17 protein-coding genes are annotated in these 17,019 nt (G+C 71.0%); 1 reads left to right on the forward strand and 16 read right to left on the reverse strand.

The features are described from left to right. Positions 1–22: 22 nt before the first annotated feature. The 4 genes from ACF09J_RS07565 to ACF09J_RS07580 form a co-directional block, all read right to left on the reverse strand. Complete coding sequence (locus ACF09J_RS07565) at positions 23–1,111, reverse strand: hypothetical protein (protein ID WP_392304438.1); 1,089 nt, start codon at positions 1,109–1,111, stop codon at positions 23–25. Beyond that, on the reverse strand, positions 1,036–1,488 hold the full coding sequence (locus ACF09J_RS07570; protein WP_392304439.1) for an NUDIX domain-containing protein: 453 nt from the start codon (positions 1,486–1,488) through the stop codon (positions 1,036–1,038). Before ACF09J_RS07570 ends, ACF09J_RS07565 begins: the two co-directional genes overlap by 76 nt. 93 nt (positions 1,489–1,581) lie before the next feature. Beyond that, positions 1,582–1,851: a hypothetical protein gene (locus ACF09J_RS07575; protein ID WP_392304440.1), complete on the reverse strand. Its 270-nt coding sequence runs from the start codon at positions 1,849–1,851 to the stop codon at positions 1,582–1,584. Further along, complete coding sequence (locus ACF09J_RS07580; protein ID WP_392304441.1) at positions 1,848–2,186, reverse strand: hypothetical protein; 339 nt, start codon at positions 2,184–2,186, stop codon at positions 1,848–1,850. The genes ACF09J_RS07575 and ACF09J_RS07580 overlap by 4 nt, the downstream gene beginning before the upstream one ends. Before the next feature lie 144 nt (positions 2,187–2,330). On the opposite strand from ACF09J_RS07580, the gene ACF09J_RS07585 reads away from it, so the two are divergent. Beyond that, a complete protein-coding gene (locus tag ACF09J_RS07585) occupies positions 2,331–3,089 on the forward strand; it encodes a GntR family transcriptional regulator (protein ID WP_392304442.1) in 759 nt (252 codons plus the stop codon). A gap of 60 nt (positions 3,090–3,149) precedes the next feature. Here ACF09J_RS07585 and ACF09J_RS07590 read toward each other — a convergent pair whose 3' ends face one another. From ACF09J_RS07590 to ACF09J_RS07645, 12 genes are all read right to left on the reverse strand, one after another. Then, on the reverse strand, positions 3,150–3,857 hold the full coding sequence (locus tag ACF09J_RS07590; protein ID WP_392304443.1) for a collagen-like protein: 708 nt from the start codon (positions 3,855–3,857) through the stop codon (positions 3,150–3,152). Further along, positions 3,854–4,186, reverse strand: coding sequence for a hypothetical protein (locus tag ACF09J_RS07595; RefSeq protein WP_392304444.1), 333 nt, complete (start codon positions 4,184–4,186; stop codon positions 3,854–3,856). Before ACF09J_RS07595 ends, ACF09J_RS07590 begins: the two co-directional genes overlap by 4 nt. Positions 4,187–4,236: 50 nt before the next feature. Further along, complete coding sequence (locus ACF09J_RS07600) at positions 4,237–4,551, reverse strand: hypothetical protein (protein ID WP_392304445.1); 315 nt, start codon at positions 4,549–4,551, stop codon at positions 4,237–4,239. 70 nt (positions 4,552–4,621) lie between these two features. Next, entirely contained in the window at positions 4,622–5,692 is a 1,071-nt protein-coding gene (locus ACF09J_RS07605) for a peptidoglycan-binding protein (RefSeq protein WP_392304446.1), read from the reverse strand. 70 nt (positions 5,693–5,762) lie between these two features. Continuing rightward, positions 5,763–7,103 (reverse strand): hypothetical protein, encoded by a 1,341-nt coding sequence (locus ACF09J_RS07610; protein ID WP_392304447.1) that lies wholly within the window; start codon positions 7,101–7,103, stop codon positions 5,763–5,765. A gap of 64 nt (positions 7,104–7,167) precedes the next feature. Then, the gene (locus ACF09J_RS07615; protein ID WP_392304448.1) at positions 7,168–7,491 is read right to left on the reverse strand and encodes a hypothetical protein; all 324 of its coding nucleotides are present in this window, start codon (positions 7,489–7,491) and stop codon (positions 7,168–7,170) included. After that, entirely contained in the window at positions 7,491–8,243 is a 753-nt protein-coding gene (locus ACF09J_RS07620; protein WP_392304449.1) for a hypothetical protein, read from the reverse strand. Before ACF09J_RS07620 ends, ACF09J_RS07615 begins: the two co-directional genes overlap by 1 nt. Before the next feature lie 2 nt (positions 8,244–8,245). Continuing rightward, a complete protein-coding gene (locus tag ACF09J_RS07625; RefSeq protein ID WP_392304450.1) occupies positions 8,246–9,328 on the reverse strand; it encodes a hypothetical protein in 1,083 nt (360 codons plus the stop codon). Then, entirely contained in the window at positions 9,325–10,350 is a 1,026-nt protein-coding gene (locus ACF09J_RS07630) for a hypothetical protein (protein WP_392304451.1), read from the reverse strand. The genes ACF09J_RS07625 and ACF09J_RS07630 overlap by 4 nt, the downstream gene beginning before the upstream one ends. A gap of 9 nt (positions 10,351–10,359) precedes the next feature. Then, the gene (locus ACF09J_RS07635; RefSeq protein ID WP_392304452.1) at positions 10,360–11,226 is read right to left on the reverse strand and encodes a hypothetical protein; all 867 of its coding nucleotides are present in this window, start codon (positions 11,224–11,226) and stop codon (positions 10,360–10,362) included. A 13-nt stretch (positions 11,227–11,239) separates the two neighbouring features. Continuing rightward, positions 11,240–16,660, reverse strand: coding sequence for a phage tail tape measure protein (locus ACF09J_RS07640; protein WP_392304453.1), 5,421 nt, complete (start codon positions 16,658–16,660; stop codon positions 11,240–11,242). A gap of 46 nt (positions 16,661–16,706) precedes the next feature. After that, on the reverse strand, positions 16,707–16,988 hold the full coding sequence (locus tag ACF09J_RS07645) for a hypothetical protein (protein WP_392304454.1): 282 nt from the start codon (positions 16,986–16,988) through the stop codon (positions 16,707–16,709). Between the last annotated feature and the right edge of the window lie 31 nt (positions 16,989–17,019).

Genomic DNA, 17,019 nt, shown 5'->3' on the forward strand with positions numbered 1-17,019 from the left:
CGACCGCCATCTCCACCCGCGGTCAGAGGACGGCTTCCTGCTCGGGCGCCGCCAGGTAGCCACCAGCCTGGAACATCCCAGCGAACGCTCCCGGCCCGTGCCGTTCGTCGAGCCACCGGCACAGTCGGATCGTGTCCCCGCTGATGATGGCGGCCACCACCAGGTCGTGCAGGTCCTCCGGCTCGCCTGCGCCGAACTCGGCCAGCCACCGCTCGTACCGGCGGTTCACGCCGTTCTCGTATCGGCAGAGCGCGGCCACGTAGGCCCCTGCCTCGCCGCCGATCCGGGCGCCCAGGCCACCCGGGTCCTCAGCGCCGCCAAGCTGCCCGGTCACGTCCCGGTACGCCCACCACCCCGGGTCCTTCGGGGAGGCGGGACTGGTGACTCCGTACCGGGAGGCGATGTAGCGGGTGATGCGCCGGGCCTCTCGGTCGCAGGCTCCCTCCATGACGACACCCAGGTTCCGGGTATGAGCGGCGTCGTCCGGGTCGGCTGCCGAGTACGAGCGGCCGTCGTGCCGCCGCCAGTTGATGCCGTACTGCGTCCGCATCACCTGACTACCGACGAGGCCGTACCGGCGCGCCGACCCGTAGTGCAGAGAGTCGTGCGCGTAGGCCCGGACCACGTCGAGCATCGCCAGCCCGGGATCGGCGGGGGTTGCCCGCTCCATCGGTCCGTACATGGTGATGACGGCGGCCATCTGCATGTGCCGGTATCCCTGGTTGGCGTGGTGGAACCCGCCCCAGGCTCCGGAGCGCGTCGACTCGGCGCCGACGAGTACCCGGTCCAGGGGCAGCAGGTGGTCGAGACCGAACTCGGCGTAGCGGACACGAGCGCGGTGCAGTCCGCCGTGCACGGGCGTGGTGTCGATCCCCGCGATCTCCCAGGCCTCCAGACGCTCGGAGAGGCTACGGAAGACGTGCGGTGCGTGCTCGCTGCTCGTCGTCAACGACGTGGGGTCTTCGCGCAACGCGGCCAGCGCGGCGGCGACAGCCGTGCGGTCGCCGACGAGGAGCTCGTTGGGAGCGAGCAGGTTCAGGTCGCTGTGCCGCTGATGAGATGCCGGTGGGAGTCCTGCATCCCGTCCGGCAGGTCGGTCGGTGTGACCCATCGGGCCTCCAAGATCTCGAAGCTGTCGAGGTGGAGAGATCCGCCGATAACGAGCGCCTCGTAGGCGACCTCGATGCGCATCTGGTAGCCGCTCTTGAGGTTGAGCAGGCGGCCGACCTTCACGTCCAGGCCGGTCTCCTCTTTCACCTCCCGCACGATGGTCTGCTGGAACTCCTCGCCCTTGTTGGCGTAGCCGGTGGGCAGGCCCCACGGCCTGTCGGGCGGCCACATCCGGTGGCGGAGCAGGAGGACCCGACCGGAGTCGTCGCGGACGACGCCGGTCACGCCGACCATGAACTTGGCGTGGGCGAACCAGAGGACGCGCCACTGGAGCGGGCCTCGGATCGCGCGCCACACGGGTGCCAGGAAGCGTTTCATCGGTGGACCTTTCCGATAGGAGATCCGCCATAGTGGCGGCTTTCTCCCAGTGGTGACCAATTGCCTGCGCGGGTGGGGGTACGGCCGCTCCGATCAGGGGGATGAGGCGGAGCGGCCGCCTCCGCTGCTGGCCCGATGCTCGCGGCCGGTAGCGGAAGTCTTGGGGCGCCGGGGCCGCTTGGGGCACTTCCAGCCGCAGGCGTAGACCTCGACGTCCATGACGTGGGCGCCGATGCAGCCACGCGCAATGCCGACGCTGAGTCCGCCCTGCCACAGGGAAGTGCCGCACCAGCAGCAGGCGTAGCCCTCGTACTGCGGCCGGGTCAGCTCGGTAGCGGGCGGCGGTTTCGGCCGCCAGGTCATCTACTCGCTCCCAACTGCGCCCACAGGCCGCACTCGTCGGTGGTGAGGCCGGCGCGGGAGGCCACGCCGCAGATGAGGGTCCAGCCCGGGCCGTGGCTGTAGATCAACGGCAGCGGGTCGGGGCCCTGCGCGGTGATGCGGATCCGGGACCCGGCGGTGGACAGGGTCATCTCGATGACGGCGGCGCCGGAGCCGAGGACGGCGACGTACAGCTCGTGCGCGAGTAAGGGGGCGTCGGGGTGCCGCACCCGGCCGGCCGTCCAGAGCCGGACGTGGGCTGCCTCGATGGGCTCGGCCTTGAAAGCCTTCTGCCACGAACGTCCCGACTCGGGCATGGTTGTCCCCCGGCACCAGTAGTTATCTGAGTACAGGTAGTGCTTATCTGTACTCAGATTGTCGCGGGGATTGGCGCAGGTCAAGGGGATGGGGAGAGTATGTGTACTCAGATTGACGTGATCACTCGACGTGGGGGTGCAGCGGTGGCACAACCTGAGTACCTACGGATCGCCGCCGACCTGCGGCGTCGCATCTCCTCCGGCGAGTGGGGACCCGGCGACCAGATCCCCACGCTGCCCGCGCTGTGCACCGAATACGGCGGCGTGTCGGAGACCACGATCCGCAACGCGCTACGCCTCCTGGCCAACGAGGGGCTGATCGAGACCCGGGCACGCGCCGGCACCCGCGTCCGCCCGCGACCACCGATCCACCGCATGGCAGCCGACCGCTACCGGCCCACGCCGGGCGCCAAGTCCACGCCGTACACCAGAGACCAGGGCATCGGCTGGTCCGAGTACCGGCTCGACAAGCGCTTCGAGCGCGTCCTGGCGGATGCGGAGCTGGCGGCCATGTTCGAGTGCGAGGTCGGCGAGCGGCTCCTCGCCAGGCACTTCGTCTTCTACGACAACGACCAGCCGACGCAGATGTCGACCAGCTACGTACGCTGGTCGGACGTTGCGGGCACGCCCGTCGCCGACCCCATCAACGAGCCCTGGCCAGGCGGCACTCGGGCGCAGCTCGCCACGCTGGGAATCCGCGTCCGCTGGATCGACGAGTCCTTCACCGCCGGCATGCCCACCGAGCTCGAGGCCGCGACGCTGCGTATCGGAGTCGGCGTCCCGGTCCTTCGCTACACCCGGAAGCACATCACGAACGCCGGCCGCATCGTCGAGGTCGCTCACCCGATCGTGCGGCGCGGCGACAGCACTGTCGTCGACTTCCGCATCGACCTCGAGGGCTGACCTCCAAACATGACGAAGCGGCCCCCGCCTGGCCGTTGAGGCCAGACAGGGGCGTGACGTTCATGCGATACGACGGCGTTCGGCGGGCAGCCCGAGCAGCGACTGCCCCGGGCTCGGCGACGACGGGCTATCAGGCTGCGGAGCGCCCGTGCGGCGACAGACGAGCGCATCGGGATCCCCCGAAGGGGTCTGCAGGCTGTACCCGTCGGGACATGCCTGCCCATCCTTCCCGGCTGCACCGTCGCGGCCGTCCTTCCCGGGCGGTCCGGCCGGTCCGGCCGGTCCTACAGGGCCCGGCGGACCCGCCGGACCCACCGGACCGAGCGGACCGAGCGGACCGGTCACCGTGGCGCCAGGCTCGCCCTGCCCACCGGACGGGCCGGCAGGACCAGGCGAGCCCGGCGACCCGTTCGCGCCCGGACTGCCCGGCTCACCCTGCGGGCCGCGAGGCCCGGCCGGGCCAGGGATGGGCACCGGCACCTCGGCACGCGCGGGCAGGTCCTCGACCGCCCGCGACGGATCCGGCGCCGCCGGCGTACCGCCCTTCGCCTCGATCTGCGCCCGCAGCACCCGCACATCGGTCGCCAAGGTTGCCACGGCGCTGCCCCGCAGGTCCGCCTCGTCTGCGAGCGCATCCGCCCGGCGTGCTTCGGCGTTGATCCGCAGCCACACCAGCACGACCGCACCCGTCAGCACGAGCAGCACCGCGGCGACCGCTAGGGACCGCCACCGCTGCGCGAGGATCGGCTGAGCATGACGACCGTTCACGTGTGTTGCCCTCCGAGCTCGACGATCTGTGCGCGCAGCCGCTCGTTCTCGGCCGTGAGTTCCGTGATCCGTCCTTGCAGTGCCGCCTTGTCGGCCCGCTCACTGGCGAGTTCGGCGTACGCCGCGGCGAGCAGCCGCTCGTTCTCGGTGAGCTTCACCTGCAGCCCGTTGCGTTCTTCCTGCAGGTTGTCGACGAGCGTGCTGTATCCGCCGAGCACGGCGCCGGACTGCGAGGCACGGTTCGCGCCCCGCTGCCCGATCAGTGCGCCGACTGCGGATGCGAGCCCAACGACGATGGCTCCGACGGCGCCGACCGCGGCAGCATCCACGCATCCTCCGGTTGTGCAGTGGGGGAGTGACCGCGGCAGTAACGCCGGCGTCACTTGCTGTCGGCGTCCGACAGGTAGCGGGCACCGTCGACCGGTTCGAGCTGCTCGAACTTCGGGTACGCCGGCGGCCGCGCCCACCCGAGGAACACCCCGGCGAGGTTTTGCAGGACGGTGCCACGCGCCCGCTCGCCGAGCCATTCGAGGCACCTGAACAGCAGGTAGTACGCGAGCGCGAGCACGACCAGGACGGCCGTGCTGACGGTCGTCGAGTCGATGTCGAACCCGGCGCCCGCGGCGAGGGTGAGCAGCCATCCGGCGACGAGCGGAACGCCCGTGCGCATGGCGGAGATGAACAGACCGGGCATGGCCGGCCCCTTTCCGTGAGAAGGAGATGCCGCGGCACCGGGGAGCGCCCGGTGCCGGGCGGGGTGGTGGTCAGGAGAAGAGGCGGCGCCAGGTCTCCGGGCCCGGGTAGCCGTCCGCGTCGGAGCTGGTCCAGCCCTGTGCCCGCTGGAACGCCTCCGTGTTCTTGCGGTCGTTCTCGGTCCACTTGGGGCCGGGGCCCTGCGTGTAGAAGCGGCCGTAGCCCTTCTTCACGAGCTGCTGCCCGAGCTGGGTGACGTACCGGTTGGACTGGCCGGGCTGGAAGTGCCGGCGGCCCGGGAACGGCGGCGGCGTGGTGGTCTTCGCCGCGGCGGCGGGGAGGGTGCCGAGGAGCTGCTTCAGGGACGTCTCGCCGGGCACACCGTCGGCGTCCTTGCCGCTGTAGCCCAAGGACCGCTGGTAGTCCGCGTAGTTAAGCGTGTCCGCGTCCGTCCACACGGGGCCGGGGCCGGAGGTGTAGTGGCGGCCGAAGCCACGCGCGACGAGGAACTCGCCGACCTTGGTGACGTGGTCGCCCACGGCGCCGTACCCGTACGTCAGGCCGTTGATGACGACCTGGTAGCGGGCCACCTCGGCGCCGCGACCGGGGAGGGACCCGCCGGGGTTCGGGGCGGGGTTGTAGCCCTGCGCGGGCATCCCTGCCTTCACCCACGCGTACAGTCGCGCGCCCGGGCACAGGGTGGCGATGCCGTCCCGGTGCCCCTTCGGGGCGAGGGTGCGGCCGGTCCGCTGGCACGCCTCGTCGTACAGGGCGCGCGCCGTGGCGAGGGCGGCGGGGGTCGGCTCCTGGTCGCCGCCGACGGCGATCTGTACCGAGAGCCCGCTCACGTTGTGGCCAGGGCAGTGCGCGCCCTGTCGACCCCACCCGCGGCCCTCGTACGCGTTGCCGGCCTGGTCCACCACGAACGAGTAGCCGATGCCCGCCCACCCGTTGGCGAGGTGCTCGGCCTCGATGGCGCGCGGGATGGCGTAGCCGGTGCGGGTGATGGGAGTTGCCCCGTCGTAGTGGACGAACCACTCTGTACGGCTGCTCAGCGGGACGGCCGCGGGGCCGCTGCTCCGCGGGTCGTTGTCCCACGGCTTGGCTCCCCACTCGGCACGGCTGATGATCTTGACGGACACGGGTGTCTCCTGACATGAGGAAACGCCCGGCGCGGCGCGCTCGGGCGTAGGGGTGAGAGGGGCCGGGGGGTCAGATGAGGGCGAGCGCCATGATCGGGATGTCGTGGTCGGTCAGCACTCCGGCCGCGGCCTGGTTGACCGTGGGGGGCAGGTCCGACTGCCCTTCGATGTACCAGGCCCGCGCGAACGGCGTCCCGAGGAAGAAGTTCGCCGGCGAGACGGGCGCCTCGTTCTGCACGTGGTAGAACGCGTAATCGGTCGCTGCGCCCGTGGTCAGTGCCCATGTGCCCCAGTACCGGCCCGGGGTGAGGGTGGCCGTGGACGGCATCGCGATCGGGGTGGCACCGGTGTGGGTGCTGGCCATCTGCGGGGGGCTGCCCGCCGTCTGTCCGGCCGCGGCCAGACTCACCGGGCTTGCCGTTCCGGTCACCCGGCTGCCGTTCTCCCGGTAGACGCCGGCCACGAACCGGGCGGTGGGCACGCCTCCGTATCCGCGTGCGAAGAGGACCACGGCGTTGAAGGGCGTGTCCTCGGTGATGAGGAACCCGCACGCGTAGAGACGCTGCGGCTTCAGGTACTTCGTGCCGGGGTTGGCTACGCCGTAGGGGTCGCAGGTCCACGCCTGGAACCCGAGGCTCTGCGGGGTCCACACGTTCTTCATGCCTGCAGGCCCGGGCACTCCTTGCTCCCCGCGGGGACCCTGTTCTCCGGGGTCGCCCTTCGGGCCCTGCTCCCCAGGCTGGCCCGGCTCGCCGGTGTCGCCCTTCGGCCCCCGCTCGCCCTGCGCGCCCGGGTCGCCCTTCGGCCCGGCGGGCCCCTCGGGCCCTTGCTCGCCGTCTGCGCCAGCCTCGCCAGGAGCACCGGGGTCGCCCTTGGGCCCCGCCGGGCCCTGCTCACCCGCCGGGCCCTGCTCACCCTCGGGGCCCCGCTCACCGGCGTCACCCTTCGGGCCTGGCGGGCCTTCGGGGCCGGCCTCTCCCTGCGGGCCGGGCTCACCGGCTGCCCCCGGCGGCCCGGGCGGCCCGGGTTCGCCGGCGGGGCCCGCGGGTCCGGGCGGGCCGGGCACGCGCAGGTAGGGGCCGCCCGCCGCGTAGACCGGGACGAGCTCGTCCAGGTCGATGGTGTCCCGGTCGGCGGGCAGTTCCACCTCGTACAAGGCGCGCGGTGCGTCCTCGAGACGCTCGTCGACCACCAGGGTCCACCCGGTGGGGAGCAGTCCGTCGGCGGGCCGCACGAAGGTCGCGCTGAAGTGGCCGTCGTCGTCCAGGTCGACGATGACGGCACCGGAGATCGTCTCGTGGGTGACGGTAGACAGCAGCCGTGCGGGCTTCGGGGCCAGGATGATCCGGCCCTTGAGCGGCCTCTCGGTGCTGGGGTCACGGTAGGTGTGGCTGATGGTGAGGGTGTCCACGGGCGGGGTCTCCTGGCGTGACGAAGCCCCCGGCCACGTGGCACGGGGGCGGAGGGTGCGCGGGTCAGCCGCGCAGGGATGCGAGCCAGTCCAGCTTGGCGTGAGCCTGGGCGACGGCCTGTTCCACGGCGGCCTTCACCTTGTCCGGGTTGGGCTCCCAGTAGGTGCCCATGCTCGCGGAGACGTCCGCGTAGGCGAGGGTGTCGGAGAACTCGCCGTCGGGGGTCTGAACGAAGATCGTGGCCCTCACGCACGGTGTGTTCCGCCGGTTCGGCTCAGAGTCCTGGACCGCCACATCAACGGTGAACGGGCCCTCTTGAACGGGCTTCATGGCGCGTCCCGCGTAGTCGAGGGCGATGCCCCAGGGCTGGGTCGGGTCGATGTCCATCAGAGTGCCTCCGCTGCCGAGTAGGTGTTGGAACCCCAGATCCCTTGGCACCACATGGTGCAGGTGCCCGTACCCGCGGTCCGCTGTCCCTGGATGATGATCGTGCAGACGTCGCCCCATGCCATTCCGTGCTGGGAGGGGGTCAGCCGGTATTCGCCGAACGTTTCGTTTCCGCCGGTGCTGGAGATGACGGGCGTGACCGGCGTGGTGTTGTTGTTCGCGGCGATGGCGACCCGGGCCTGCGCGGTGGACCCGCTCGGGGCCCAGACCGAGATCCCGATGTGGAGGACGGCGTGCTGGGCCCACATCCTGCCCAAGTGCGTGGGCTGCCACGTCGTGCCGGTGAAGTTGACGCCGGACTGCATGGGGATGGGGACCCACGGGCGTCCGAGGTATCCGTCGGCGTAGGCGTCGTCCATGATGATCGGGGTGCCCTGCCGGTTGTACAGGCGGATCATGCCCGGTGTGTCCGCGCCCGATCCCTCGACCTGCATGGCGAGGGTTCCGTTGTTGCGGCGCAGGGCGGAACCGTAGGAGCCGTCCCCCCACCGGCCGGTGGCGAAGATCGCGGCCGGTACGCCGGGGTAGTAGGCGGCGAAGGCACCGCCGTTGATGCGCAGGCCGCCGGCGCCGACGGTTGCTGACTCCAGCCGGCGCGCGGCATCCCTCTCGTTCAGGCGCCGCTCCATACGGGCGACCTTCGTCCCGAGGGACTTGATGTCCGGCGGCAGCTTGTCGGCCTTGAGCGGCATTGCTAGTCCTCCTGCAGCAGGATCGGCGTCACGCGGTCGGCGGCCGGATCGAAGTCCCAGCCGTAGGCACGGGCCACGGTCGACACGCCCCGGGGATGGCGCGGAGACCGGTCGATTTGCACCCGGACCGCGTCACCCAACGCCCAGTCCCGCCCGAGGCGCGGAGCCTGCGAGGCGACGGCATCGACCGTCCACGTGGTCGTCCCGGTCCGCATCTGCGCGAGCGCCTCGGCCGCGTGCCGGTTGAGCTGGACGGGGTCCGTCAAACCGCTGGCAGGCGTGTACCGGTACACCCACCGGCACCAGCCGGCGGCGATCAAGTCGCTGGCGAGGTACGAATCGGAGTGCAGCCGGGAGGAGCCTTCACCATCGCCCCACGCGTAGACGACATTGGCGCCCTTCCCCGCCTCATACGACTCCGTGCACCGGTAGGCGGCGATGCAGCCAGGGAAGTCGAATGTGGCTTCCGGCTGCTCGGCTTGCACGCCGACCTGCTGGCGGATGCGGGCCACCAGCCGCACCCCGGTCTGCGCGGCATCCGCCCACTCCACATCCACGGTCCACTCGGGCCCGCCTTCCAGGCCCATCAGCTCCTGCCACACCGACAGGATGGTGCGGTCGTCGCCGTCCTGAACGTCGTAGTCCATGGTCCGGCCCGTCGCGGGGGCGTCGAAAACGATCGGTGGCGCGTCGGTGGTCAGCGAGCTGGCGACGCCGGTCATGATGACCGCCTGGTCCTTCCCCACGCCTATGTAGGTGCTGGTGTACCGCCGGTCCAGGTAGCACTCGGGAGTCGACGCCCCCAGCTTCACGGTGCTGTCAGAACCTCCCTCACGGGTGAGGGTGATCCACGCGCCCAGCGGCTGCGCGGTGGCGTTGTCGACCGGCACGAGCATGGTGCGACCCGGATCGCACGCGGCTTCCCAGTCCGGCGGGGCGCCGTCGAGCGCGAGGTCGAACTGCGCGCTGGTGGGGAGGCCGAGCCTGCGGCCGAACGCCCCGGAGGGGACCAGCGATTGCAGCTCCTCCGCGATACGGCCCGACTTCAGATCGCAGGCGAGCCACGTCAGTTCCACGGCGCTCACGACAGCGGGTACCTGATGCCGCGCAGGGAGAACCAAGACGTCTCCGAGTCACCCGCCGCGGCGGTGACGAGCCCCACGGTCCCGTCCTGGTTGAAGTCCACCTTCACGCTGTTCACGACGGACCCCGAGCCGGACACGCCCGCGATGCCGGCTGCGTTTCGCGGGACCGAGAACGAGGCCCGGTACTTCGGGCGGAGAATGGTCGGCAGAGCAGCATTGAGGATGTTGGTGTTCTGGGCACCGGCCGTGCGGGTGCCGCCGCCGTCCCACTCCATGTACTGGGTGCCCCGGTCGGTGTAGGTCCGGTAGCGGATAGGACCGTTCGCGTTACCCAGGGTGTCGCTGCCCTGCGTGTAACCGTTGCCGAGCGTGGAGGGGGTTGTCCACGCTACGCTCTCGACCTTCTGCATGGTCTCCACGGCGCTGCCGGTGTACCGGCGCAGGTCGGACCCGTCGTCCCAGTACATGCCCGGATAGGCGCCGGCCGGGACGCCCGCCTGGCCGGGCAGGATCCCGCCCGGAGCCACGGTCACCGGCCGAACGCTCGTGTCCACGCTGGGCGCACCGCCGCCCGAGCGGGGCACGGTGATCTGCGCGAGCGGCACCCACACCTCATTGGCTCCCGGGGAGGGCACCGGCGGGGTCGCCGACGCCGTGCCCGGCAGGTACACCACGTCGCCCTGCCGCAGCCCGGAGCTGTCGACGTCCGTGTCCCAGATCCGCAGGTACACCAGGTCGATACGGAAGTAGGTCGCGTGCGCGGCGGCCAGCGTGCCCGTCCACGCCGAGGGCAGCACCGCCCGGTACACGCCCTGACCCGCCCGGTACGCGAACGCGCCACCGGCGGACACGTTGATCGTGGTCCCGGACAGGGAGACCGTCAGGCCGGTTGAGCCGGGCCGCACCCCGCCCCGGGCACCCAGCGCTGTCCCGTCGCTCATCACCAGGAGCGCATCCGCGCGCCGCAGTTGAAGCCCGTTGCTGGTGAGGGTGTTCTGCCACAGCGGCGGATCGGTAGGCATGTGGCCTCCTCACATCCAGGCCGGCCGCCAAGTGGCGGTCAGCTTTGTTGTCGGGTTGTAGGTGTCGGCCCGGTACTGGATCGCGACCGTCGCGCCGGCCGGGATGTCCGGCCAGGGCCCGGACAAATAGCGGCGGCGGGAGGCCCCGCCGAGCATCACCGTGTGCCGATCGGTGTCGATCACCAGCTGCTCACCCGCGCCGAGGGTCTCGGAGTAGACGAGGGTCCGCACAGTGCCGTCCGGGGAGACCACGGGGATCCGCGGCGCCGGGACGGGCCCGGTGATCGTGAGGATCGGCCGGACCGCGATCGTCCCCTCGTTCGTCGCGGTGATGTCACCGGACACCGTCGTCGCGGCCACCGTCAGCGGCGGCGTGAGCGGCGGGGCCAGGCCGCCGCTGGTGGAGGGCAGCGCCGTGGACTGCTGCCGCAGCTCGGTGCCGTACCGGCGCGGGTCGGCGGCTGTCACCAGCACCGACCAGTCCAGTGCGGTCCCGGTCAGCCGCTGGGCCAGCACCTTCCCGGACCGGCGCACGACGCACTGCTTCGGGATGGACTCGTTGACCGTCAGCGTCGTGTCGGTCAGCGAGGCCGCCACCAGGAGCCGCTCGATCGCCCGGTCCAGCGTGGGGGCGTCCGGGGCGAAGGCCTTCCCGGCGAGCGTGATCACCCGTTCATTCAGGTACACCGGTCCAGCCCACGCTCCGTGGTCCGCCTCCCGCTGGGTGATCTGGGCGCGGACGTCGGGAGAGTCCCAGCCCTCGAGGGTGCCGCAGTGCCAGTGCACGCCCTCCTGGTCGACCTGGCCGAAGACGAGGTCGCCGAGCTGGATCGGGATCGCATCTTTGAATCGGTAACCGGCCTGCAGCCCGGCCATGGCACCCCCTTCCTCAGGACACGAACGCCATGTGCCTGTTGATGTCCGCCAGTTGCTCGCCCGTCGTCTGCTTCGCCCCGTCGAGCTGCACCGTGTAGTGCTTGGTGATGTGCTGGACGACGGTCTGGCCGCCCCCGCCGCGGATCGGGGCGAGGTGGTAGCCAAAGTTCCCGGCGACCGCCTGCAGCAGGGCAGTGGAGCGGGCCCGGTTCCCTGCGCCGAGCGGGATGTAGGCCTCCCCGCCCGTGCCCCGCTCCCCGGCGAGCACCGTGTAGCTGGAGTCGGGCAGGATGCCGCCCTTGGCCAGCGCAATGTTCTGGCCCTTCATCTGCTCCACGAACGTGCCGCTTCCGGAGATCCCCTTGATCTCCTTGGCGATCTTCGGGGCGAGCGCGCGGACGGTGGCCCAGTCCAGGCCGGCCGCGATGACGTCTGCGATGCCCGCGCCCGGATTCGACCGCAGCACCCCGAGCAGGATCATGGCGTTGCTCAGGTCCTCCGACGAGAGCAGCGCGGCGTTGGCCTTCGCGGCCTTGTCGGCGGCCGCCGCGGACGTCTTGTTCTGCACCGCCGCGGCGGCGACCGCCTGGGCGGCATCGTCGCCCTGTGCGGCGAGCTGCGTTGCCAGGTCGGTGTAGCCCATGCTGGCGAGCTTGAGCAGGTTCTTCTGGAAGTCGCCACCGGCCTTGTTCGCGCTGGTCAACTGCTTCGTGTAGTCCGCGAGCGTCGCCTTCGCCGTCGGCGCGAGCGCCTTGAGGTTCTTCACGATCGCGTTGAACTGCTTCGTGGAAGCGCCGGCGAGGGCGTTGACGAGGGCTCGGCCTTCCTCGCCCATCCCGCGCAGGATGTCCTCCACCTCGCTGCCGGCCTTCTTGCCGACCTTCGTGAGGTTCTTCTCCCACGTTGCGTTCGCCTTCGAGGCCTTCTCCAGTTGGAGCTGGTAGCCCTTCAGGTCGAACCCGGAGGGCGCCTTGGCGCCCTTCTTCAGTCCCAGCTCGGCGTCCGCCGCGTATACCTTCTTCCGCGCCGCGGCTACGTCCTTGTTCCCGGAGATGGCCTTCTTGCGGGCCTTCTCCGTCCGGTCCGCGGCCGCCTTGTTGGACTTCGACGCCGCATACCGGGCGTTGGCCAGGCGCCGCTCGGCGTCCGCCAACTGCTTCGCGGTGTGCTTTCCGTTCCGCACCCGCGCCAGGTTGGCCTCCGCCTGCTGGACCTTGCGCGCGTTGTCCTTGCGGGTCTGCGCCTCCTTCTTCTGCGCCTCCTTGTACGCCTTCGACCCCGAGGCGGCCTTCTTCTCGACCTCGGCGAGCTTCGCCCACGCGTCCTTCAGCCGCTGCACAGCGGCCTGGTACCGGTCCATGCCGGACCCGGCACCCAGCGTCGACATGGGCTCCGTCGGCGCGTACGTGAACCCGCCGGCAGCGAACGAAGTGATCCCGCCCTGCGCGTACTTCTCCAGCCGGTACCCGAACCGGCGCGCCACCTCCTCCAGGATCTTCGTGGAGCGACCCCGCTTAGAAGGGGACAAAGGGAGGTAAGCCTCCCCGCCCGTGGACGGCTCCGCCCACACCCGCATCGCTCCGGCCGGGGCGATCTGCGCGATGTGGTTCTCACGCACGCCGCCGTCGGCGTAGTAGTCGGTGACGCTGCCATCCTCGTTCCGGCGTGCCAGCAGCGGCGGAACGTTGGAGCCCTGTTCGACCTTCTTGTGGTACTCGGTGGTGTAGACGCCGATGCCGAGGGTTTTGCCCGACATGTTGTTGATGGCGCCCTGGATGTAGTCGATGGCTTCCTTGGGCGGCCCGGTCGGGATGGTCACCTTGACCGTCCCGTCCTTCATGTGGGTGACCTTGAAACCGAGGTCCTTGAGGGCCTTCTCGGCGTCCCCGGTGAGCGCCGTCATCGTGACCGTGCGGTCCTTGGTGCCCGCGATCTTGGCCTGCAGTACCTCCAGGTCGCCCATGGCCGCCTGCGTCTTGGCGGACACCTGGACCTCTTTGGCGGGCAGTTTCTTCGCGATCAGCGCGTCGAGGTCCTGCGCGGCCTTCTTGGTCGGCGCGGTGATCTCCACCTGCCGGCCACCCGGCAACGTTTCGATCTTGAATCCGAGGTCCCGGAGTTGCTTGGTCGCCTCCTTGGTGAGCGCCGACACCCGGATCTTGGAGTCCTTGGGCATGTGCCCGGCCAGGCCCTGCACGTACAGCAAGTTCTTTTCGGTGTCGGACAGGCCCGGCGTGTCCAGCGTGATCGCCAAGCTGCTGGGGATGAAGCCCATGCCGTTGGCGAGCTCCATCGCCTGGTCACGGGTCAGCCCGAACTCCTGGCCGGCCTTGACCGCGGTCTTCCACGCCGCTTCCATGTGCTGCTCGGCCTTGGCCAGGGCAGGGCCCGCGGCCTCGTCGTTGGCCCGCGCCAGGTCATACGTCTTCTGCGCTGCCCCGGCCGCACTGGAGTTGAGCTGCTGGAACCGGTCGAACAGGGTCCGGCCGTTCTCCGTGGTCGTGTTGAGGGAACCGTCGATTGCGATCAGGGACCGGTTCAGGTCGTCGAGGTTCTTCCCGAAGCCCTTGTTCCGGTCCACGTCAGCCCAGGTGTCCTTCAGGCTGGCGATGTCCTGGTTGAGCTGCGATACCGCGGCCTGGACCTCGAGCTCGCCACCGGCCAGCAGGTTCAGAGCATCGTGTAGGGCGCGGGCCTTGGTGTCCGCATCCGACGACGCGTCGCCGAGGGTCTTGATGGCCTCCTTGAGACGGCCGGTCGGGTTGGCCGCGTCCAGCGCCGCATCCCCGCCGCCCCGGACCGCGTCCGCGTGCTCCTTCGCCCGGCGGATCGCCTCCGGCATCTCACCGGACAGCTGCCCCAGAGCATCGGCGGCCTGTGCGTACGCCAGCCCCTGGTCGGTGTAGACCGTGGACGCGTACTGGCTGCCCTTGACCCACGTCTTGTTGACGTCGGCGGCCTGCTGCATCTCCTTACGCAGGGCGCCGATGCTCTTGCCCTGCCCGAGGTAGGCGTCGGTGACCTGCCGCTCGGACAGCCCGGCGGCCCGGGTGATGTCCAGGAGCCGCGTCTTGCCGTCCTTGAGCTTGGTGTCCTCCAGCGTCTGCGCGGCCGCAGCCCGCACGTTCGCGTTGATCGCCCCGTTGGAGTCGTGCAGCGCCTTACTGAGGTCCGAGATGCGCTGCTGGTGCGCGGCCGCCGCCGCGGCGGCCTCCTGCTGCCGCTTGGCCAGCCAGGCCAGCCCGAGCATCGCTCCGGCCATGGCGACGCCCCACGGACCGCCGAGGAACCCCACCAGGCCCTTCATCCCGGACACGGCGCCGGACCCGGCGGCCGCGCCGATGCCACCGAGCGCGGACCGGAACCCGACCGCACGGCCGCCCGCGGCCTGGATCTGACCGGCCGTCGTACGGAACGCGTTCCCCATGCGGCCGATCGCGGGCGACCGGCGCTCCATCTCGGCCATGAAACCGCCGAGCCGGCCGATGTCCTTACCAGCACCTGCGGCCAGCACCCGCTGGTACAGGACCGCGTCCCCCACCCCTCGGAACGCGTTGATCCCGGCGCGCCCGTACGCGGTCACGCTCGTGCGCAGCCCGTCGATCGGGCCACGGGCGGCGCGCATGGCGAGCATGGTCAGCAGCGCGAGCTGGACCGGGGCGGGCAGGCCACCGAAGGCCTTGCCCAGGCCGCCGACGAGCCCGGCGAGCGGCCCGAGGATGTCGCTGACGTGGGAGAGCATTCCGATGGTGCCGCCGAGGGCACTGCCGAGGATGCCCAGCGCGCCGGTCCCGGACTGGATGGATGAGATGAACGCGGCCAGCCCGTCGACGAGCGGGCCGACGGCGTGGCCGATGTTCTGCAAGATCGTCCACAGCCCGTACAGGGTGCCCGTCGCGATCGGCGCGGCCACCGCCAGGCCCGACTTGAGGACGACGACCAGCGGGTCGACCAGTTTCACGGCCTGCCGGCGGACCCGGGTGCCGGCGTCCGACAGCTTCCGCTCGACCGTCGGCCCGTACAGGTCCCACAGGGCACCGGCGACGGCCACGCCGCGCCGGACGTACGGGATGCCGGCGGCGACCGAGTCGGCCATGCCGCGGGTGATGTGCTCCAGGACCGGGGAGACACCCGTGTACACCTGCAAGAAGAAGCCCTTGACCTGCGCGCCCATGGTGCGCATGGCGCCGCCCAGGCCCTTCGCCTCGGCCGCGGCGATGTCCGCCGCGCCACCGACGCGGGAGATCTGGTTGTGCAGGATGCCGTACGCCTTGGCGCCCTGGTGCGCGAGCGCGGTCGCGCCACTGAGGGCCGGCTTGCCGAACGCCATCGCCGCGGCGGACGTGAACTCCTTCTGGGAGAGGTGCTCATGTGCGTCGGCGAGCTTGCCGACGACGTACTCCATGCCCTTGAACTTGCCGCTCGAGTTGAAGGCCTCGATCCCGAGTTCCTTCAGCCCCTGCTTGGCCTGCCGGGTCGGGGCGGCCATCCGGGCGAGCATCCCGCGCAGCGTCGTACCAGCGGTTTCACCGATGATGCCCGACTTGCCGAGCAGGCCGACGGTGGTCGCGGCGTCCTGGATCGACACGCCCATGGAGTGCGCCGTCGGCCCGACGTACTTCATGGCGTAATAAAGATCGATCAGCTCGCCCGAGGCGTTGTTGACCGTGTTCGCCAGGGTGTCCGCCACCGTGGAGGCCTCGGACCCCTTCATGGCGAACTGGTCCATGATGTCGCCCTCGATGCGGGCGGCCATGGCGACATCCGTCCGCGCTGCGGCGGACAACTGCAGCGTGCCCTTCGCCGCCTTCATCGAGTCCTGCGCGGACAGGCCGGCCTTGGCAAGCTCCGTCATCGCCTCGGCCGCGCCGGCCGCCGTCGCCGCCGGGAGGCGGATGTCCGCGCCGAGGGCCTGCGCCTCCCGGCCCGCCGCAGCCATCTCCGCACCGGAAGCCCGGGTGACCTCCCCGAACTTGTACAGGGCGGAGCTGTAGTCGTTGCCCTGGTGGACGATGTCGTGGAGGCCGTAGACGATCGCCCCGCCCGCCAGCATCGCGCCCAGACCCCGCACCGGCGCGAGCATCGCCGACGTCGCCGAGGCCGCCGAGCTGAGCCCGGACCGGGCCGCGGACCCGATCCGGCCGAACACCGCCGGGATGCCCGCGCCTGCGGTGGTGATCCCGGACAGGCCGCGGCGGGCACCCCCGGCCGCCGTGGTGACACCGGCCAGGCCGGACGCGCCGCCCCGCGCGCCCGCCCCCACCGCGGTCAGCCCACGCCGGGCACCGCCCGCCGCGGTCGTCAGCCCCCGCACACCCACCCCGGCGAGCCCGGCCTGCCGGCCGAACCCGGTCAGCTGCGCAGCCGCTCCCCGCAGGGCACCGAACCCGGCGAGGTCTGCTACGACGCGGACCCGTACGGTGCGTTCCGCCATGACGGATCACCCCCGTCCCCTGTTGAGTTGTTGTGCTGGTGCTGCGTCAGTCGCCGACGACGGGCCGACGGCCGACGAGCGTGACGGTGATCTTGTGGCCGGACAGATCCGCGCCCTCACGCTCGGACGCGGCCCGCTCCGCCCGCTCCTTGGCCTGGCAGGCGAAGCACGTGATCCGCTTGGGCTCGTACTCGTTCGCCTCGTCCAGCGACTCGGACAGCAGATGCCCGCACTGGCAGGTCTCGTCCTGCAGCCGCTGCCACTCGATCGCCAGGAGGGTGTCCTCCTGAGTCCACTCAGGCTCGCCCGGCGGCACCGCGCGGCCCATGAACACCGAGTAGGGGATGCCGCGTGGGGCG

It is taken from the genome of Streptomyces sp. NPDC014889, assembly GCF_043081205.1.
GTDB lineage: Bacteria > Actinomycetota > Actinomycetes > Streptomycetales > Streptomycetaceae > Streptomyces.